Annotated in this window: 16 protein-coding genes; 1 reads left to right on the plus strand and 15 read right to left on the minus strand. The window is 30.6% G+C overall.

Annotated features, from left to right (window positions below; genetic code table 11):
• Positions 1-220: 220 nt before the first annotated feature.
• From coaE to J3R86_RS06920, 10 genes are all read right to left on the minus strand, one after another.
• Positions 221-847, minus strand: a complete 627-nt coding sequence (gene coaE, locus J3R86_RS06880) for a dephospho-CoA kinase (RefSeq protein WP_207516660.1) — start codon at positions 845-847, stop codon at positions 221-223.
• Positions 848-862: 15 nt separating this feature from the next.
• The gene (mutM, locus tag J3R86_RS06885) at positions 863-1735 is read right to left on the minus strand and encodes a bifunctional DNA-formamidopyrimidine glycosylase/DNA-(apurinic or apyrimidinic site) lyase (protein ID WP_207516661.1); all 873 of its coding nucleotides are present in this window, start codon (positions 1733-1735) and stop codon (positions 863-865) included.
• Positions 1736-1750: 15 nt separating this feature from the next.
• On the minus strand, positions 1751-4384 hold the full coding sequence (gene polA, locus J3R86_RS06890; RefSeq protein ID WP_207516662.1) for a DNA polymerase I: 2634 nt from the start codon (positions 4382-4384) through the stop codon (positions 1751-1753).
• A 182-nt stretch (positions 4385-4566) separates the two neighbouring features.
• Positions 4567-6072, minus strand: coding sequence for a DUF6056 family protein (locus tag J3R86_RS06895; RefSeq protein ID WP_207516663.1), 1506 nt, complete (start codon positions 6070-6072; stop codon positions 4567-4569).
• A gap of 459 nt (positions 6073-6531) precedes the next feature.
• Positions 6532-6891 (minus strand): HAD family hydrolase, encoded by a 360-nt coding sequence (locus J3R86_RS12275; protein ID WP_347563483.1) that lies wholly within the window; start codon positions 6889-6891, stop codon positions 6532-6534.
• Positions 6863-7264, minus strand: coding sequence for an HAD family hydrolase (locus tag J3R86_RS12280; RefSeq protein WP_347563482.1), 402 nt, complete (start codon positions 7262-7264; stop codon positions 6863-6865). The genes J3R86_RS12275 and J3R86_RS12280 overlap by 29 nt, the downstream gene beginning before the upstream one ends.
• A gap of 429 nt (positions 7265-7693) precedes the next feature.
• Positions 7694-9361 carry a two-component system histidine kinase PnpS gene (gene pnpS, locus J3R86_RS06905; RefSeq protein ID WP_207516664.1) on the minus strand — a complete coding sequence of 556 codons (1668 nt, stop codon included), beginning with the start codon at positions 9359-9361 and terminating at the stop codon, positions 7694-7696.
• On the minus strand, positions 9358-10062 hold the full coding sequence (locus J3R86_RS06910) for a response regulator transcription factor (RefSeq protein ID WP_207516665.1): 705 nt from the start codon (positions 10060-10062) through the stop codon (positions 9358-9360). Before J3R86_RS06910 ends, pnpS begins: the two co-directional genes overlap by 4 nt.
• 239 nt (positions 10063-10301) lie before the next feature.
• Positions 10302-11570, minus strand: a complete 1269-nt coding sequence (icd, locus tag J3R86_RS06915; protein WP_207516666.1) for an NADP-dependent isocitrate dehydrogenase — start codon at positions 11568-11570, stop codon at positions 10302-10304.
• 41 nt (positions 11571-11611) lie between these two features.
• On the minus strand, positions 11612-12733 hold the full coding sequence (locus J3R86_RS06920) for a citrate synthase (RefSeq protein ID WP_207516667.1): 1122 nt from the start codon (positions 12731-12733) through the stop codon (positions 11612-11614).
• A gap of 348 nt (positions 12734-13081) precedes the next feature.
• Between J3R86_RS06920 and J3R86_RS06925 the strand changes: the two genes are divergently transcribed.
• Positions 13082-14443, plus strand: coding sequence for an amino acid permease (locus tag J3R86_RS06925; protein WP_207516668.1), 1362 nt, complete (start codon positions 13082-13084; stop codon positions 14441-14443).
• A 413-nt stretch (positions 14444-14856) separates the two neighbouring features.
• Here the strand turns inward: J3R86_RS06925 and pyk are convergent, their stop codons facing one another.
• The 5 genes from pyk to J3R86_RS06950 all read right to left on the minus strand — a co-directional run bounded on the left by pyk (position 14857) and on the right by J3R86_RS06950 (position 20943).
• Positions 14857-16614 carry a pyruvate kinase gene (gene pyk, locus J3R86_RS06930; RefSeq protein ID WP_207516669.1) on the minus strand — a complete coding sequence of 586 codons (1758 nt, stop codon included), beginning with the start codon at positions 16612-16614 and terminating at the stop codon, positions 14857-14859.
• 21 nt (positions 16615-16635) lie between these two features.
• On the minus strand, positions 16636-17604 hold the full coding sequence (gene pfkA / locus J3R86_RS06935) for a 6-phosphofructokinase (RefSeq protein ID WP_207516670.1): 969 nt from the start codon (positions 17602-17604) through the stop codon (positions 16636-16638).
• 176 nt (positions 17605-17780) lie between these two features.
• Positions 17781-18725 carry an acetyl-CoA carboxylase carboxyltransferase subunit alpha gene (locus tag J3R86_RS06940; protein WP_207516671.1) on the minus strand — a complete coding sequence of 315 codons (945 nt, stop codon included), beginning with the start codon at positions 18723-18725 and terminating at the stop codon, positions 17781-17783.
• The gene (gene accD, locus J3R86_RS06945; RefSeq protein WP_207516672.1) at positions 18725-19582 is read right to left on the minus strand and encodes an acetyl-CoA carboxylase, carboxyltransferase subunit beta; all 858 of its coding nucleotides are present in this window, start codon (positions 19580-19582) and stop codon (positions 18725-18727) included. The genes J3R86_RS06940 and accD overlap by 1 nt, the downstream gene beginning before the upstream one ends.
• Positions 19583-19713: 131 nt before the next feature.
• Positions 19714-20943 (minus strand): NADP-dependent malic enzyme, encoded by a 1230-nt coding sequence (locus J3R86_RS06950; protein WP_207516673.1) that lies wholly within the window; start codon positions 20941-20943, stop codon positions 19714-19716.
• Between the last annotated feature and the right edge of the window lie 305 nt (positions 20944-21248).

Genomic DNA, 21248 nt, shown 5'->3' on the forward strand with positions numbered 1-21248 from the left:
AAAAAACAATTTACTATGTTAAAGATACTTTGTTTTGCATTTACATCAAAGTATTGCTTTTATATAAAGAAAACAGTAGTACAATAAATTTTCGCTAAAATTATTGCACTACTGTATTAAAATTTACCTTTCTAGTTTAAACACTTAACTAGTTATTGATCAAATGTTGACATTTGTATATCAGTCACATTTCATTATAGCTTTGGTGTAACTATATTATTTAATTATTACTACCACTATAATCTGGTTTTTCAATATAACCTTCTTCTTCAAGTAAACGTTCAACATTTTGTTTAAGTTCTAATTTATCACCTAGATTGTCAATAACATGATCAGCCATTCTACTTTTCTTATCAATGGCTATTTGACTATATACTCGTGCTCTTGAGTCTTCTATAGAAAGATCATTTCGTTGCATTAGACGCTCAATTTGTATACTTTCAGAAGTATATACAACCCATACTTCGTCCACTGTATGTTGTAAGTCATTTTCAAATAATAATGGAATATCCATTATAACATTGTGACCTTCTTTTAAAAGTTGTTCTTTATCGTCTTCCATAATCTCTCTTACAATTGGATGGACAATAGCATTTAATTCTAAACGTTTTTCAGGATGATTAAATACTAATTCGCCCATGTATGCTCGGTCCATTTCTCCATTATCATCCAGGGCTTCTTCTCCAAATGTTTCAATAATTTGTTTTAAACCTTTGCTACCTTTTTCAACTGCTTGTCTTGAGGCTTTATCTGCATCAACTACTTTAAATCCATAAACAGTTAATATATCTGATACTGTTGATTTTCCTGATGCAATGCCTCCTGTTAATCCGATTACTTTTGGCATAGTTTCACTCTTTCTTTATTTCTGACATGTTGGGCAATAATGACTATTTCTAGTTGCTATTACCTGTGTTTCTATATGGTCACCACAAACTTTACAGTTATTCTGTTTATATACATTTAAATGCAATTGCATTGCACCAGTTTTACCGTCTGCATGTCGGTAATCTGAGAAGCTTGTTCCACCATATTTGATACCTTCTTCTAATACTTCTCTAACATAATAAAACACCATTTCTTGTTGTTGATGTGACAATTCACTAACTTTTTTATCAGGGCGTATACCTGCTCTAAAAAGTGCTTCACATGCATAAATATTACCACAACCTGCAATAACTTTATGATCTAGAATAACCTGTTTAATTGGTTTGTTAATATTAGATTTTTGGTTGATACGTTTTAAATAATACATTAATGCTTCATCAGTAAATGGTTCTGGAGCAATATCTAAAAATGGCGGATACGCTTCAATAGTAGCAACATTTCTAATTTCACCAAAACGTCGAATATCTGAAAACACTAACTTTTTACCATTAGATAATTCAAAAATAACGTGCCAATGTTTACGATAATTAGGAATTAAAATATCATCTAGTTGATCAACTATAAAAAAACCACCTGCCATGCCTAAATGACTAATAAGCACTCGTTGATCATGGTCATTCTCAATATTAAATACGATATATTTACTACGTCTAGTTACTTTGTTAATGATATAACCTTCAGTCAATTGTTTGAAGGTATCAAGTTCAATTCCTTTAATAATAGTTGCTCTTCCAGAATCTTTACCTTCGATAACTTTTGGTGAGAACAATACTTTGTCAATTGTTTCTCCAATAATAAAGGGTTCAATTCCACGTTTAACGTGTTCTACTTCTGGTAATTCAGGCATAGTTTTAACCTCACTTTATTTTGCATCGTACCAGGTTGGACCATAACTTGAATCTACTTTTAATGGAACATCCAATTGTATGGCATTTTCCATAACCTCTTCAACAAATTTGCTAAAATCTTCAACTTCTGACTTAGGTACTTCAAAAATCAATTCATCATGTACTTGTAATAATAATGTTGCATGATAGTTTGTATCTTTCACTTTGTCAGCAAATTGTACCATAGCAAGTTTAATAATATCTGCTGCACTTCCTTGAATTGGTGTGTTCATAGCAGTACGCTCAGCAAAACTTCTTAAATTAAAATTACGGCTAGTGATATCAGGAATATAACGTCTACGATGTAATAATGTTTCAACGTATCCAACTGCTTTGGCATCTTTAACTATATCTGACATATATTGTTTTACACCAGGGAAACTATCTAAATAGTCATCAATAAAAGCTTTTGCTTTTTTTCGCGTTATTCCTAAACTTTGGCTTAGGCCGTAATCACTAATACCATATACGATGCCAAAGTTAACTGCTTTTGCTTGTCGGCGCATTAAACTGTCTACTTCGCCAGCTTCAACCCCAAATACTTTCATTGCAGTAGCCGTGTGGATATCATCACCATTAATAAACGCTTCTTTCATACTCTCATCTTGAGTGATATGTGCTAGCACTCGTAGTTCAATTTGTGAATAGTCAGCTGATAAAATAACGCTATCTTTAGATGTCGGTTTAAATGCTTTACGTATTTTTCGTCCTTCTTCCAATCTGACAGGGATATTTTGCAGATTTGGATCTATACTAGACAATCGTCCAGTTTGTGCCAATGTTTGATTAAATCTTGTGTGAATACGTTGGTCATCACTAATTACTTTTTGTAATCCTTCAACATATGTTGACTGTAATTTAGACAGTTGTCGATATTCTAAAATGTAATCAATGATTGGATGCTCACCTTGCAATTGTTCTAACACATCTACAGCAGTAGAATATCCTGTTTTGGTCTTTTTAATAACTGGTAATTTAAGTGTTTCAAATAGCACAACACCTAACTGTTTAGGAGAATTAATATTAAATTGTTCTCCTGCTGCTTCATGAATATTATTGATTAAGACATCAAGTTTCTGTTGTATCTCTTGTTCCATTTCTTTTAAATCATTAACATCAGTATATATACCTGTTTCTTCCATTTGACTTAAAATTCGTGCTAAAGGTAACTCTAAGTCAGCTAATAAAGAAAGTTGATTATATTCTTGTAATTGTTCTTCCATAACAGATTTAGCTTTTTTTATCGCTTCGCTAATCGCTGCTACTTGCGGATTTAGAATATCATCTTCAGGTACTTGGAACTTTTTACCTTTACCATAGATTGTTACGTTGTCTTTAACATAATTTTGACCATACAATGATACAACAGATTTTACATCATCAATCGTGCGTGAAGGATCTATAATGTAGCTTGCTAACATAACGTCAAAATCAATATGCTGAATATCAATATTTAATCTATGTGCAGCAACATACGTTTTTTTAGCATCATACACTATTTTGCTAGTATTTTTATTTTCTAACCAAGCGACAAGCTGAGGATAATCTTTAATATTTTGAGCATCTATAACAATATGTTGATGTCCTGTATACATTGCAAACTTAAGAATACGATCTTTTAAATAATTACTACCTTCTAATTCAAAATGAATAGACGCCTCAGATATTGCTTCAAAATCAATATCGTTAAAATTATCTATAATATCGAATGTTTTTTCAATAACATTGTTTTCATCAGCTTGGTCACTGTCTAATTCTGACAATAATTGTTTAAATTCTAGCTTTTTAAATAACTCAATTTTATCATTATTGTTGTCTTGATCTGTCATTTTAGTATCTGCAAGCGTAACATCAATTGGACTTTCAACATTAATTGTAGCTAAGTCCTTACTCATAAAGGCATCTTCTTTACTATTTTCAAGTTTTTCTTTTAACTTTTTGCCAGAAACGTCATCAAGATGTTCATATACACCTTCAACAGATTGAAATTGATTTAGTAATTTAATAGCTGTTTTTTCACCAACACCAGCCACACCAGGAATATTATCAGAGGAATCACCCATTAAACCTTTCATATCTATAATTTGTTTAGGTTTAAGACCATTATATTTCTCAGCAATAAATTCTGGCGTGTAATGATCCACATCTGTAACACCTTTTTTAGTATAATAAATTGTGACATTTTCTGTTGCTAGTTGCGTTAAATCTCGATCTCCAGTAATTATAATCGTTTGATAACCGGCTTTATCTGCTTCTCTACTCAATGTTCCAATTATATCATCAGCTTCATAATTATCTAATTCATAACGTTTAATATGATAAGCATCTAATAATTGACGTATATATGGAAATTGTTCACTTAATTCTGGTGGTGTTGACTGACGTCCACCTTTATATTCACTATATTTTTCATGTCTGAAAGTTGTTTTACCTGCATCAAAAGCTACTAAAAAATGATTGGGATGTTCTTCTTTTAAAATCTTTTCAAGTAACATGGCAAAGCCATAAACTGCATTGGTATGGATTCCTGCTTTATTTGATAATAATGGTAAAGCATAAAACGCTCTAAAACTTAAACTATTACCATCAATTAATACTAATTTATTCACTATATTAACCTCCAGCCTGATTTATGTATATTTTAGCATATAAAGATATACGTACGTAAAAAAAGCAACTATTATTATTTTTGAATTATTGTATTTATACAACTATATAAAGCTATTGTTCTTAACATTTTCAATCACAACAATAATAAAAAAGTTTGAGTATGGTTGAAATACTCAAACTTTTATTTGTTCATTGACTCATTGTTGTTTGTACCAAAAGGAATGTATTTAACTTTTATGTCATCTGGAATACCATGATATTCATTAAAGAATTTTTGATATTTTTCTTCATTAGGTGTAACTTTCTGCATATAATGTTCAAAAGGAAGTAAAGGTAGCGTATAAACTTTTTTCTTAGGATACGCTTTGATTTGCTGTTTTAAATTTTGGACACGTAATTCATTTTGATGATTAATAAAACTAAATGTACTTAAATAAATAAGTGCTAAAACAGTTGCTATACTAATGATCCATTTTAAATTAAATGTAATATAATCACATACTCTTTTTAATAACATAAGTAAAATAATTAAATGCATAACATAGACAATCAAAAAATTTCTAGGACCAATCGGCGAAACTATAATTAATGTGATACTAATTAAATGCATAGATGCCATAATTATATATGCAACTATAAGTTCTTTTTTATCTATTAAAACGATACGCATCGATAGAATCATCGCAACTATATAGATGATACAAATTAACGTGCTTGCTATATTAAACAAACTAATATGTGTTTCATGCGCAAGTTCAAACTGATTATAAATGATAAAATAATACGTTGGTAATAATAGTAATCCAATAATTAACGTTTTCTGCTTTAATGTATCAAGTTGACAAAACCGTTTACTTTTAACTAACAAAAACAATAATATTATTGTTGTAATAATCACTATGACTATTTCATTATAATACATCCAATTGGGTAATACCGATGTTGTAGTTTCAAATATTTTAGTGAAAAATCCTCTATCATTAGACACTTGTTGATAATCTGTTGCCCCTTCAAAAAATATCTTATGATAATTAGGATTAGAAAACATTAACATCGTACCGATCGTACTCATCAAAAAACCGAACAATAATTTTGTATTTATTATACGATAACCAACAAAATAGTAAATTAAAGATAGAAATAAAAACATACAATTAAATACGGTAATATTTTCTATAAATAATTGACCTATTAAACAAACGATATAAAATATCACTAAACTATGTACTGTCATCTTTTTGTTATAAACAATGATATTTAAAATGGTATGTATAATGAATAGCGTACTCAATATGGGTGGTGCATAGTTATAAAATCCAGCAAACCAACCGAAAGTTTGGCCGAAAATTTGACTTGGCATTATCAACATCATTATAAACGTAATAAAGTAAAAGATAATATTTTTCTGTGCATCTATCGTTTTAATGATTAACCAAATTAACCCTACGCTCGTTAAACCATAGGTTAACCATCTAATCCAACTTATTTTTACTGCTATCATTTCAAAAAAGTTACCTAAATATCTGCCATTTAAAGTAGCTGTTTCTGAATTAAACATCGTATTGCCGTAATCACTGTACCACAATAAGTCATCGTGCATTAATGGTAAGAAAAAGCCTAATAGAATATAAAATATTAATATTGCAATTAAACTTATGGTTGTTTTCTCTAGTTGTCTTATGTTCACATTATCCTTCCTTTAATACTGTTAATTCAAATATTCCCTTACTTTTTTGTTGCTCACATCAATATTATTAAAATGTCTTGTGACTTCTCCTTAGATTATTGTTATTTATACAGAACATATCTATGTACCTTTAATCCATGTTATTAGACGTTTAAATCAATCGTTAATAAATTTTAGGGGGTATATCTTTATTGATCATTTATCTGATTTAAAGTTTATACTTTCATATTATAAATATATTATACAATAAAAATTATTACAACTTATACTCTATCTTTGTTTGTGATTTTAATTAAGATTGTCTTAGAGATTTACCTCAAATTATTTTGCTTTATTTTCAAGAAATGTAAAATAAAGCAAGCAAACAATTATAGAATTGTCTACCTGCTTTGCTATAAGTAAAGTTAAAAATCAACGATAACTCTTACTTCAAATTATACTCTTATACGATAATATTAGTCATTCACTATAGTTATAATCAAGAAGCTGCTTTAATAAAGTGTTGATTTCACCTTCGAAAATATTAAGATTTTTTCTTTTATGTATTTCTTGATATTTCTTGCCATTAGTTAACCAAATTGCAGCCATACCAACATTTAATGCTCCCAGAACATCATTTTTAAATGAATCTCCAATGAATAAACATTCTGAAGGTAATACATTGAATTCAGATGTCACTTTAAAAAATGCTTGTGGTTTTGGTTTCTCATAACCAATATCTTGAGATATAAAAATATTCTCACCAAATAGTAATTTAAGGTCAAGATTATTTATTTTAATATTTTGTTCATCAGACTTTCCATTCGTAAGAATCGCAATGTTTACCTTTTTTCTTTAAAGACCTAAGTAAATCATTCATTTTTTTATTTATAGAAATACTAGATAATAATTTAGTAAAAAATACTTCAAAATATCTATTGGCTTCTTCGCGGGACATTTTCAAATTAAAGTGTTTGCAAGTTTCAATTAACCTTAACGCTCGTAAATCATCTAAAGTAATTAATCCTGCATCATGTTGTTTCCAAAAGTAAGAATCATATTTTCGTAATAACATCATAAAATCATTATAATCAATCTTATTAAATAAACGACATTCTTTAAAAGTATTTCTATTAGCTTCTAACCATAGATTATCAAAAGGAAATAATGTATTATCTAAGTCAAAGATAATCAATTTAATTTTTCCATTCATAATTCATACCCCTTTTAAACTTTAAATTGAAGCTGCAAACTATTAACTAAATCTATAATTATGCATCTTATTATAGAGTAACTTAATACGAACTATTATGTAAATATAAATGTTATATTTCTTCAATATGTAAAAATTACACATATTAATATCATAAATACTTATTAAAATATTCTCGATACTTGATTAAGATACTTTTTCTTTATTCTCCATTGTACAACTAACATTAACTCTATCCATTAACAGAGCTTACTTGCTAATATTATTGACGATTGTTATTTATCAGGATTTTATCTTTAACATAACAAATACACCTCAGCAACCAGCTGTTAAACTGATTGTTGAGGTGTCAATTATTATCATAACATTTATACTTTTTTGAAGTTTTATTCACTTTTGAATATATGAATTCAACTAATCGTTTTATCTTTAACTAATGTAATCGTTAAAGATAACTTTAAAAATTGATCCTTTACCAATTTCACTTTGTACCTCAATACTAGCATGATGAGATTCAACAATATGCTTAGTAATAGACAAACCTAAACCAGTACCACCTGAATCTCTACTTCTTGCTTTGTCTACTCTATAAAATCGTTCAAATATATGCTGTATATCTTCTTCGTTAATACCTATACCAAAATCTTGTATTTCTAACACTGCTGTTGTTTGATTTCGATAAACTTTAACGTTAACTTTTCCGTTATCATATGAATAATTAATCGCATTGTTTAATAAATTAGTAATAACTTGTGCTATTTTACTTTCTTGCGCTTGAATAATAACATCTTCTGTTATTGCTGTAACTATTTCAATATGTTTATTCATTGCTTGCGTCTGTAAATTATCAATTATTCTAAATGTAAGTTCTGAGAGATTCATATAATCCATTTCTAACTTATCTTGCTGTTCAATATATGACAAATCTAGTAAATCAGATATTAAAGATTCAATGCGGTTAGATTCTTTCAAAATAATATTTAAAAACATATCAAGTGACTCACTGTCATTTTTTGCACCATCAATTAACGTTTCTGTAAATCCTTTTATCGATGTTATCGGTGTCTTAAGTTCATGTGATACATTGGCAACAAACTCTCTACGTAAATTTTCTAAACGCTTTAAATTACTAATATCATGCATAACTAATAATATACCTTGTAAACTTTTCTTAGATTTAGTTAAGATAGGTACACAAGATATATCGAAATATTTAGAATGAACATTATTTAACGGTATTTCAAGTTGTTCATAAATAGCTTTTTCAACTTTAAAACATTCTAGTATTAATTCTTCGATATCATGATGTAAATAATTACTGTACCGTTCATGTTCTATATGATGATTAATATTGAATTGTTCATAGTATGCACGATTTGCTACAACCACTCTACCATTACGATCAATCATCAATACTGAACTTGGAATATTTTCTATGGTCGTTTTTAATCGGTTAGATTGAATTTTTTGTTCGTTATTTAATTTTTGTAATTGTCTTGCTAAATTATTCGTCGTAATAAATAACTCTTTTGTTTCAATGACATTACTTTCAGGAACACGAATATGATAATGTCCATCTGCTAATAATTGTGTTGCATATGTCACTTCTTGAATCGGCTTAATAAATGTATGTTTAAAACTTTGACTAACAAAATACAAACAAATTAATACTACGAGGCAAATAATTGTTAAATATAGCCATAAATGCTTTTGCATATCACTAATATCATAGTTGACACCTTTTATGATGACTTGATATTTATCAATTTCTTTCATAAATGTATACGTTTTACCATTATGTATGTAATTGGTATCGTTAGAGGAATTAAAGTTAATCGCCTGCGTTTTAAAAATATCTTTATTATTTTTAATAATTCGAATATCGATATGCTGCTGTTTTGCAATTTTTTCTAGTTGATGGTCTTTATGTTGTTGTGACAAATAGATATACGTTTGAGCATCTTGGGTTAATGATTGCTGTTGTTTATGATTAATTAAACTACCTATGGAAAATTGCAGAATTAAACCTAATGTTATAAAGCTAATTATTAATATCGTACTAATTAGCAACATTAGGCGATGATGAAATTTCATCATTGTTCTTTTGGTCTTTCGAGTTTATAACCAAGTCCACGAACTGTTTTAATCAATTGTGGTTTCTTAGGATTTTCTTCTAATTTATCTCTTAAATGACTAATGTGAACGTCAACAATTCTAGAATCTCCTGCAAATTCATAATTCCATACAGTATTCAACATATGCTCTCTTGTAATAACACGTCCTTGCCTTTCTATTAAATAAAGTAACAATTCGAACTCTTTCGGTGTTAATTCAAGTAATTCATTATTTTTATAGACTTCAAAATATTCGGGTCTAATTCTTATAGCGCCTATTTGAATGTCCTCTTCAATGTCTTCAACACTTTTAGTAATTTGAGATCTTCTAAGGATGGCTTTAACTCTTGCTACCACTTCTCTAGGTGAAAAAGGCTTAGTCATATAGTCATCAGCACCAAGCTCTAACCCAAGAACTCGATCAAATTCATCATTTTTGGCAGTAAGCATTAAGATTGGAACTAAATTTTTATTTGAACGAATTAATTTACAAACTTCAATGCCGTCTTTCTTAGGTAACATTACATCTAAAACAATTAAGTCAGGTTGCTCACTGTCAACCATTGCCATTGCCTCATCACCATCGAATGCGACTGCAACTTCATAACCAGCTGTTTCTAAATTATATTTAAGCAATGTAACAATAGATTGTTCATCATCTACTACCAGCACTTTTTGCGACATGTTATCCTCCTAATTTAAAACTATATTTACATTATAACCGAACTATTTAGAAAAATAACATGATAGAGCGCATCTTTACATACTTTTTACAAAAGTAAAGATTAAGACATACACATTTTTTCAAAAGAGTTATGTCTTAGATACTCCCCTTACACATTGTCGTCAAAAAAACACTCTCTATTAAAATCAACAGAGAGTGTTCTTAGGTAAGTTTATATCATTATATAAACTATAATATATTATTTTAAGTTTTTGATTAGTTCATCTGCAAATTCTGATGTTGATACTTCAGTTGCTCCATCCATTAAACGTGCAAAGTCATAAGTTACAACTTTAGAAGCAATAGTATCTTCAATAGCATCAGTAATTTTATCTGCAGCTTCTTGCCATCCTAAATGTTCAAGCATTAATACTGAACTTAAGATAACTGATGAAGGATTTACTTTATTTAATCCAGCATATTTAGGCGCAGTACCATGAGTTGCTTCGAAAATTGCATGACCAGTTTCATAGTTAATATTGGCACCTGGTGCAATACCGATGCCGCCTACTTGTGCAGCTAGGGCATCTGAAATATAGTCACCATTTAAGTTCATAGTTGCAACTACATCATGTTCAGCAGGACGTGTTAGGATTTGTTGTAAGAAGATATCAGCGATAGAATCTTTAATAATAATTTTACCTTCTTTTTCAGCTTTATCTTGTGCAGCATCAGCAGCATCTTTACCTTCTTTTTCAACAATTTCATCATATTGTTGCCAAGTAAATACTTGGTCGCCAAATTCGTTATGTGCTAAATCATAACCCCATTGTTTAAATGAACCTTCAGTAAATTTCATAATGTTACCTTTGTGTACTAATGTAACTGATTTACGGTCATTATCTAAAGCGTATTGAATGGCTGCTCTAACTAGACGTTCAGTACCTTCTTTAGATACAGGCTTGATACCAATGCCAGAAGTTTCAGGGAAACGAATATTTTTAGCACCCATATCATTTTGTAAAAAGTCGATAACTTTCTTAACTTCGTCAGTACCTTCTTTAAATTCGATACCAGCATAAATATCTTCAGTATTTTCACGGAAGATAACCATATCTACATCTTGTGGACGTTTAACTGGAGAAGGTACACCTTGGAACCAGCGAACTGGACGTAAACAAGTGAATAAATCTAATTCTTGACGTAAAGCAACATTTAATGAACGAATTCCTCCACCGATAGGCGTAGTTAATGGTCCTTTTACAGCAATTAAATAGTCTTTAATCGTGTCTAATGTTTCTTGTGGTAACCATTCACCAGTAGTATCAAACGCTTTTTGACCAGCTAAAACTTCTTTCCATTCAATACGTTTGTCACCATTGTATGCTTTATCAACAGCTGCATCGATAACACGACTTGCTGCATGCCAAATATCTGGTCCGATACCATCACCAATAATAAATGGAATGATAGGTTCATTTGGTACATTTAATCCGTTTGTTCCTTGAGTAATTTTTTCTGCAGTCATTCTTTATACCTCCAAAATGTTAACTTATTTTATACTATTAATTATTTTCTTTCTTCTAATGGAATATATTTACGGTCCGTTTCACCGATATATTTTGCTCTTGGTCTCATAATTCTATTATCTCTATATTGTTCTAATATATGTGCAATCCATCCTGCAGTACGACTTACTGCAAAAATCGGTGTGAATAGATCATGTGGAATTTCCATACTATGATAAACACTAGCACTATAGAAATCAACATTTGGAATTAAGCCTTTTTCATCAGCAATACGCTCTTCAATTTTCATAGACATATCAAACAAATGTTCTTGACCAGCATCTTTTGTAATTTTACGACTCATTTCACGTAAATATTTAGCTCTTGGATCTCCATCTTTATATACTCTGTGACCAAAGCCCATAATTTTTTCTTTATTCGCAAATTTGTCATCTAAATATCCATCTACATTATCAATTGAACCAATGTCATTTAACATTGACATAACTTGTTCGTTAGCACCGCCGTGTAATGGACCTTTTAAAGAACCGACAGCGGCTACAATACCAGAATACATATCTGATAATGATGAAACAGCACAACGAGCTGTAAATGCTGATGCATTTAATTCATGATCTGCATGTAAAATGAGCGCCTTGTTAAACGCTTCAACTTCAATGTCATTTGGTTTTTCACCACGTAACATGTATAAGAAGTTTGCTGCATAACTTAAGTTTTCATCTGGTTTAATTGGATCTTTATCTTGTCTCACTCTAGCAAAAGCTGTTACTAATGAAGCTACTTTAGCTTGGATACGCATAGCTCTTTCATAACGATTTTCATCAGATTCATCCTCTGCATCTGGATCAAAATGTGCAATATAAGAAAGTGATGTACGCAATGCAGTCATTGGATGAACTTGGTCAGTTACATACTCTTCAAAATGTGTATAAACACGAGGATTTAATGTCATATAATAATTTAATTTTTCTTTTAAATGAGTCAATTCTTCTTCATTTGGTAATCTATAATTCCAAAGTAAGAAAATGACTTCTTCAAATTGTGCATGCTCTGCTAAATCATCGATATCATAGCCCGCATAAGTCAATTGACTATCGATAATAGAGCTTATTTTAGTTTCTGCTGCAATAACCCCTTCTAAACCTCTTTGTAATTCTGCCATGATAAATTTCCCCTTTACTGTTTCTTTATGAAATGGCTTTCAACTAACATTATAGCTAATGCTTGTTAGTTTGTGAAATATAAAAAACGATATTAAGTCTTCAACAATCCTTTTATAAATCAAAGTAAAATTCACATAATCTTCAAAAACGCCTTTACTATAGGTTTTATAATATAGATATCACGTATAGCTTAAGTTATTCTATTTAAATTTTTAATTCGTTATTAAGAATGATTATAAAATATAAAGTGTGTTAACATGGAATTTTACACAATTTCGCTAAAAGTAATTGTATATATTTTAATATACGTGCATAATAAAATTATCTAGATTTAAGGGAGAGGTCTTATGGCTGAAAATTTACAAAGGGGGCTTAGCAATCGTCATATCCAATTAATCGCAATTGGTGGTGCTATTGGTACTGGTTTATTCTTAGGTGCTGGTCAAACGATTGCAATGACAGGTCCTTCAATATTACTGACTTATATTATCATTGGATTTATGCTTTTCATGTTTATGAGGGGTTTAGGAGAAATAATCATTCAGAATACTGATTTCAACTCATTTGCAGATGTCACTAATAAATACATAGGTCCGTTTGCAGGATTTGTAACTGGTTGGACATATTGGTTCTGCTGGATTATTACAGGTATGGCGGAAGTAACAGCTGTAGCAAAATATGTCAGCTTTTGGTTCCCACATATACCTAACTGGATAAGTGCTCTATTTTGTGTATTGGTACTAATGTCATTCAATTTATTAAGTGCCAAACTTTTTGGTGAATTAGAATTTTGGTTTGCAATTATTAAAATTGTAACCATTATTGCTTTAATTGTTGTTGGTTTTTTCATGATTCTATTCGCTTACAAAACACAATTTGGACATGCTAGTCTAACAAATTTATATAATCATGGTGTCTTTCCAAAAGGTGCATCTGGCTTCTTTATGTCATTCCAAATGGCATTATTCTCATTTGTCGGTATAGAAATGATTGGTGTGACTGCTGGTGAAACTAAAGATCCAGTTAAAACAATTCCAAAAGCCATTAACAGTGTACCAATTAGAATATTGATTTTTTATGTTGGTGCTTTAGCAGTAATTATGTCAATTATTCCATGGCAACAAGTTGATCCAGATAATAGCCCATTTGTTAAATTATTTACATTGATCGGTATTCCTTTCGCTGCGGGATTAATTAACTTTGTAGTATTAACGGCTGCTGCATCATCATGTAATAGTGGTATTTTCTCTAATAGTCGTATGTTATTTGGTTTATCAAACCAAAATCAAGCACCACCAAGTTTTGCTAATACTAACAAAAATGGTGTGCCTCATATCGCTATTTTTGCATCATCAGCATTATTACTTATTGCAGCATTATTAAACTATATTTTCCCTAATGCAACGTTAGTATTTACTTATGTTACTACTATTTCAACTGTATTATTCCTAGTAGTATGGGGCTTAATAATCATTGCTTATATTAATTATAGTAGAAAGAATCCAGAACTACATAAGAGCGCAACCTATAAGTTATTTGGTGGAAAATATATGGGATATATCATTTTAATATTCTTTATTTTCGTATTTGGTCTATTATTTATCAATCCTGATACAAGAAGAGCTATATACTTTATCCCAGTATGGTTTATACTTCTTGGATTTATGTATTTAAGATATAAACGCGTAGAAAGAAAATTAAACTCATAATAAAAAATCAACATACTGTTAATTTATACAGTACATTGATTTATATAAACCAATCACACTTTAGTCAAAGCGTCGTGATTGGTTTTTTATTTATTTAAAGTATTGAATATAGAAAACTTTATTTATTATAAAAAATTTCTAGTAACTATAGACTTGTTAAGATTGTGTGATCTATTATTAAAATCCACGTGTAAATCAAGATGGACAACATCTACGACATTAATTTTTGAATAAAATATAATTCTTTCTACGAATAATTCCTAATACAAAATATCCATGATAAATACTGCTGTTCATAGTGAACGTTCATGAGAAACTATTACTCTAACGTATTACTCCCATTTAACAATAAAAACCCGATAATAGCTATAAATAACTATCATCGGGTTTTTATTTAAATCATTTATTTGATATTAAAGTACGTTTGCATATCCTTCAAAAATCTTACCTTGTGATGCATCAATTGTAACTAACATATCATTTTTAATATTTTTAATAGCTTTTTCTACGCCAACAATTGTAGGAATACCTTTTTCTAAACCAACAATCGCACTTGGAGAAGTAATACCATTTTCTTCAGTAATTAAGCCTAGTGCATTTTCGATAAATGGAACAAATGTTTCATCAACTGAACTTGTAACAATAACTTTATCAGTTAAATCTTTACCTTCTAAATCTTTAGCAGATTCAGCAACAACTGTTGTACCTACTACTGATCCACGTCCAATTCCTTGTCCACTAGCAATTTCATCACCAACTAAGTGAATTTTCATCATGTTAGTTGTTCCAGTTTCACCTGTTGGTACACCAGCTGTAATAATAATTAAGTCACCATTTGAAACTCTACCAGTTTCAACAGCAGTTGCAACAGCATTATTTAATAACGCATCTGTGCTCTTACGTCCTTTTTTAACTACTGGTTGAACACCCCATACAATTGAACATTGACGTGCTGTTTCTTCGTTTGGCGTAACAGCAATAATATCTGAATGTGGACGATATTTAGATATTGTTCTAGCAGTTGAACCACTTTCAGTTGCAGCTACAATTGCTTTTACATTTAAGTTAAGTGCTGTATGTGCTACTGAAATACCAATAGCATTTACTAATGAAGTATCTACTAATTTTGTACGATCAGATAATAACTTTTTATAATCTTGGGCTGCTTCTGCAGATACAGCAATATTTCTCATAGTTTTAACAGCTTCTTCTGGATATAATCCTGCTGCTGTTTCACCAGAAAGCATAACAGCATCTGTACCATCATAAATAGCATTTGCTACGTCACTTGCTTCTGCACGTGTAGCACGTGGATTACGTTGCATAGAATCTAACATTTGAGTAGCTGTAATAACTGGTTTACCTAATTTATTACATTGTCTAATTAAATCTTTTTGCACCATTGGTACTTTTTCTGGTGGAATTTCAACACCCATGTCACCACGAGCAACCATTAATCCATCAGAAACTTCAAGAATTTCTGCAATATTATCTATACCTTCTTGGTTTTCAATTTTAGGGAAAATTTGGATATTTGCATTTTTCTCTTCTAATAGCTCACGAATTTCAAGTACATCACTAGGACGACGTACAAAGCTTGCAGCTATAAAGTCTACGTTTTCTTTAATACCGAAGCGAATGTCATCAGCATCTTTTTCAGTGATACCTGGTAAGCTCACGCGTACACCTGGTAAGTTAACACCTTTTTTATTTTTAAGTTCTCCTGAGTTTAAAATATCACATTTAACTTCATTTTTAGCTTTATCAATATCTTTAACTTGTAATTCAATTAAGCCATCATCAAGTAAAATATATGATCCCACTTGAACATCATTAATTAAATTTTCATATGTTACTGAGAACATATCTGGTGTACCTTCAACTTCATTCATACTAACAATCACTTCATTGCCTCGTTCAAGTTCAATTACACCATTTTTCATGTTATGTGTACGGATTTCTGGACCTTTTGTATCTAATAAAATAGCTACAGTTTTACCTAGACGTTTAGAAACTTTACGGATTGTGTCAATTCTACCTTTATGTTCTTCATGACTACCGTGTGAAAAGTTTAAACGCGCTACGTTCATACCTGCATTAATTAATTTTTCAATCATTTCTTCTGATTCTGAAGCTGGTCCTATAGTACATACAATTTTAGTTTTTCTCATTACTAAATTCCTCCTGAGATTTTATATAGACAATTTTTTAGCTAATTCGTATAATTCTAAATCAAATTTATGATCATTGCCATCAAAGATGTCATCAAACGGCGTTGCAGTTACTTTATTATTTTTAATACCAACACCTTTAGCAGTTTCACCATTCATTAATAATTCAACTGCATATCCACCAAGACGTGATGCTAATACTCTGTCTGCGCCGGTTGGACTACCACCGCGTTGAATGTGGCCTAATACTGACACTCGTGTATCAATATTAATAAACTCAGCTAGTTGATTTGAACATTCTTGAGCTGTCATAACACCTTCTGCTACTAACACAATCGAATGTTTTTTACCTCGTTTAATACCTTGTTCAATTTTTTCAGCAACTTCTTTAAGATCTGTCTTAACTTCAGGAACCATTATTGTTTCAGCTCCTACTGAAAGTCCAGCCCATAATGCTAAATCTCCACAATCTCTTCCCATTGCTTCAATAATGAACGTTCTTGCATGACTTGATGCAGTGTCTCTGATTTTATCTACTAAGTCAATAATAGTATTTAAGGCAGTGTCAAATCCAATTGTAAAATCAGTACCATTAATATCGTTGTCAATAGTACCAGGAATACCAATTGTTTGGATTTCTTTACACTCTTGACTAATCAATTGAGCGCCTCGATAACTACCATCCCCACCAATAACTACAAGACCCTCAATGTCACGTTTACGTAAATTGTTAATAGCAATTTGACGCACTTCTGGCTTTTTAAATTCAAGACATCTTGCTGAATATAAGAATGTTCCACCTCGTTGGATTGTATCTCCAACAGAGCCAAGTTCAAGTTTATGAATATCATCGTCTACTAAACCTTGATATCCATGATATACTCCGTAAACTTCGATTTCATTATAAATTGCTGTACGAACTACTGCTCTAATGGCAGCATTCATTCCCGGTGAATCTCCACCACTTGTTAAAACTGCAATTTTTTTCATGACGACATACCTTTCTATAACAGATTTATCTTTAACTCTAAATTACCATAAATTATTACACCATTCCATCAAAAGAAATATATTGTGTCAATGTAAACGTTTTAAATATTGAAAATTATTTTAACACAATAAAAAAGATTAGTAATCAATAAAATGACTACTAATCTCTATTATTATTATTCAATATATGAACCTATATTTCTAAATTTATCAAAACGATCTTGAGCAACTTCTTCTGCAGAAAATTGTTGTAATTCAGCTAATTGTTTTACAAAAGCATCTTTAATAGCTAAAGCTTGAGTCTCAATATCTTTATGGGCACCACCGATAGGTTCATTAATAACTTGATCGATAATACCTAATTGTTTAATATCATTAGCCGTGATTTTCATAGTTTCAGCTGCTATTTTAGCAAGATTACTATCTTTCCATAATAATGCTGCAGCACCTTCTGGTGAAATAACAGAATATGTACTATTTTCTAGCATTAACACTCTATTGGCAATACCAATTCCGAGTGCGCCTCCACTTCCGCCTTCACCGATTACAATTGCAATCACAGGTACTTTTAATGATGCCATTTCTACAAGATTTGTAGCAATAGATTCACTTTGACCACGTTCTTCAGCAGCTTTACCTGGGTAAGCACCTTTTGTATCTATAAAAGTAAATATTGGTCTATTAAATTTTTCAGCTTGTTTCATTAGACGCAAAGCTTTTCTATATCCTTCAGGGTGAGCCATACCAAAGTTTCGATAAATATTATCTTTGGTATCTTTACCACGTTGTTGTCCTACGACAGTCACTGCTTGACCATTTAAAAAACCGATACCACCAATCATAGCTGGATCATCTCTAAAGTTTCTATCTCCGTGTAATTCCATAAACGAATCAAATATATATGGAATATAATCTAATGAGGTAGGTCTTTCTTGTAAACGTGCAATTTGTACACGATCCCATGGTTTTAAATTGGTATATATTTTTTTAGTTTCTCTTTCTAAAGATGTTTCTAGCATGTCAATTTCTTCTTGTAAATCAACATCATTTTTTTCTTGGGATTCTTTTAATGAGTCAATTTTATGTCTAATTTCATAAAGTGGTTTTTCAAAATCTAACATTATTTACTCACCCCTTGATGTATTTTAAGAATTTGTGATAAAGTTTTACGCATTTCCTTACGATGAACTACTTTATCCAATTGACCATGCTCTAACAAGAATTCAGCCGTTTGAAAATCGTCCGGTAACTTTTCATTGATTGTTTGTTCAATGACACGACGACCTGCGAAGCCAATTAAAGCTTTCGGTTCACTTAAATTAATATCTCCGACTGAAGCAAAGCTCGCTGATACACCACCAGTTGTCGGGTTTGTTAAATAAGAAATATATAATAAACCAGCATCTGAATGACGTTTTAAAGAAACGCTTGTCTTGCCCATTTGCATTAGAGATATAATCCCTTCTTGCATACGAGCACCACCACTAGCTGAAAATAAAATAAATGGTAAACGATGTTCCGTACAGTAATCTATAATACGACATATTTTCTCACCGATAACAGATCCCATACTTCCCATTCTAAAACGCGAATCCATAACTGCAACGCCATATTTTATACCATCTAACTCTGCTGTACCCGTAATAACCGCTTCATTAAGACCTGTTTTTTGTTGGTCTCTTTCAATTTTTTCTAAATAACTAGGAAAATCTAATGGATTCGCAGAGGTCATTCCCTTATCGAATTCTGTAAATGTTCCTTCATCTGAAATTGCTTCTATTCGTTTATCAGCTGTTAAAGCAATATGATGATCACAGTTAAAGCACACATTTAAATTTTCAGCTAATTCTTTTGTGTACATTATTTTTTTACAATTAGGACACTTAGTCATAATACCTGCTGGCACTTCATTGTTCTTAGAGTCTTGCACCGTAAGATATTTTTTCTTCTTTGTTCGATTAAAAAAATCTTTAAACATAGGTAAACCTCCAAATAACCTCTGTTCTAACCATATAGAGTATCAAACGACAATTTTATAAAAATTACTACTTTATCAACTCTGATTATGACAAATTAAAATATAGATTTCTTAGTATGATTAAACTTAATTTATTGTAAATCTGTTAATTTTATTGTTTTATCATACACATCTTGTGGATCCACTTCAATTCTAGCAACACCTGATTCCATAGCTGCTTTAGCAACATTGCGAGCCACTGATGGTGCAACACGTTTATCAAATGGTCCAGGTATACAATAATCTTCATTTAATTCACTACTATTTATTAAATCAGCAATTGCTTCGACAGCTGCTTTTTTCATGTCTTCATTTATGTGAGTTGCTTCAACTTCTAATGCACCTCTAAAAATACCTGGGAAAGCAAGTACATTATTTATTTGGTTCGGATAATCTGAACGTCCTGTACCTATTACTTTAGCACCTGCTTCTTTAGCATCATCCGGGTTTATTTCAGGATTAGGGTTTGCCATTGCAAAGATAATTGGATCAGTTGCCATACTTTTAACCATATCTTGTGATAATGCATTAGCAACAGATACACCAATAAATACATCGGCATCTTCAATTACACGCTCTAATGAACCTTCAATTTTATCTTTGTTTGTCCATTTTGCTACTACATCTTTTGTTTCATTCATACCATATGGGCGACCTTCAAATATCGCACCTCTTGAATCACACATAATCATATTTCTTACACCATAAGAATATAATAATTTCACTATAGCAATACCTGCTGCACCAGCACCATTTAAGACAACTTTAATTTCTGATAGATCTTTATGAACAACTCTTAATGCATTAATTAAACCTGCCATCGTCACTATTGCTGTCCCATGTTGATCATCGTGAAAGACTGGAATATTTGTTTCTTTTTTTAATCTTTCTTCGATTTCAAAACATCTAGGTGCAGAAATATCTTCTAAATTAATTCCACCATAATTAGGTTGTAATAATTTCACTGTTTTGATAATTTCTTCTGTATCAGTAGTATCCAATGCAATAGGTACACCATTAATTCCAGCAAAACTTTTAAATAATACTGCCTTACCTTCCATAACTGGAATACTTGCTTCCGGACCGATATTTCCTAAACCTAATACAGCCGTTCCATCAGTAATAACAGCAACTGTATTACCTTTTATTGTATAGTCGTATACTTTACGTGGATCTTCATAAATTGCTTTACATGGTTCGGCAACACCTGGAGAATAAGCTAAACTTAATTCTTCTTTATTAGTCACTTTCACGTTAGGTTTTACTTCTAATTTACCTTGATTACGTTTATGCATTTCTAATGCTTCATCTTTTAATGACATGTCTACATCCCCTATTTTGATATTTATTTGTAAAAAATTAATATTTTAAAACTCATTACATCATAAAAGGTAAAAAATGGGTTAGTCTTTTAAATAAGTTAAACATTAAATGTTAATAGTAAATATATGGACTTATTTTACTTTTGAATACTAAATCATAATTTTATTTTTTCATACAATATATTAACTTGTTTGTGCTTTTTGTGCTAATTATTGTTATGTAAATACTTAAATTAACTAAGCAGACATAAAAATAATAAGAATAAAAAACAATATAAAAATAAACTGATAGTTAATAATATCTA

Source organism: Staphylococcus simiae (assembly GCF_017357005.1).
In the GTDB taxonomy this organism is placed as follows: domain Bacteria; phylum Bacillota; class Bacilli; order Staphylococcales; family Staphylococcaceae; genus Staphylococcus; species Staphylococcus simiae_A.

What these genes read in the sequence shown, in the direction of transcription:
- coaE (WP_207516660.1), bottom strand. Translation starts at nt 847, where the DNA reads ATGCCAAAAGTAATCGGATTAACAGGAGGCATTGCATCAGGAAAATCA.
- mutM (WP_207516661.1), bottom strand. Translation starts at nt 1,735, where the DNA reads ATGCCTGAATTACCAGAAGTAGAACACGTTAAACGTGGAATTGAACCC.
- J3R86_RS12280 (WP_347563482.1), bottom strand. Translation starts at nt 7,264, where the DNA reads ATGAATGGAAAAATTAAATTGATTATCTTTGACTTAGATAATACATTA.
- pnpS (WP_207516664.1), bottom strand. Translation starts at nt 9,361, where the DNA reads ATGATGAAATTTCATCATCGCCTAATGTTGCTAATTAGTACGATATTA.
- J3R86_RS06910 (WP_207516665.1), bottom strand. Translation starts at nt 10,062, where the DNA reads ATGTCGCAAAAAGTGCTGGTAGTAGATGATGAACAATCTATTGTTACA.
- icd (WP_207516666.1), bottom strand. Translation starts at nt 11,570, where the DNA reads ATGACTGCAGAAAAAATTACTCAAGGAACAAACGGATTAAATGTACCA.
- J3R86_RS06920 (WP_207516667.1), bottom strand. Translation starts at nt 12,733, where the DNA reads ATGGCAGAATTACAAAGAGGTTTAGAAGGGGTTATTGCAGCAGAAACT.
- J3R86_RS06925 (WP_207516668.1), top strand. Translation starts at nt 13,082, where the DNA reads ATGGCTGAAAATTTACAAAGGGGGCTTAGCAATCGTCATATCCAATTA.
- pyk (WP_207516669.1), bottom strand. Translation starts at nt 16,614, where the DNA reads ATGAGAAAAACTAAAATTGTATGTACTATAGGACCAGCTTCAGAATCA.
- pfkA (WP_207516670.1), bottom strand. Translation starts at nt 17,604, where the DNA reads ATGAAAAAAATTGCAGTTTTAACAAGTGGTGGAGATTCACCGGGAATG.
- J3R86_RS06940 (WP_207516671.1), bottom strand. Translation starts at nt 18,725, where the DNA reads ATGTTAGATTTTGAAAAACCACTTTATGAAATTAGACATAAAATTGAC.
- accD (WP_207516672.1), bottom strand. Translation starts at nt 19,582, where the DNA reads ATGTTTAAAGATTTTTTTAATCGAACAAAGAAGAAAAAATATCTTACG.
- J3R86_RS06950 (WP_207516673.1), bottom strand. Translation starts at nt 20,943, where the DNA reads ATGTCATTAAAAGATGAAGCATTAGAAATGCATAAACGTAATCAAGGT.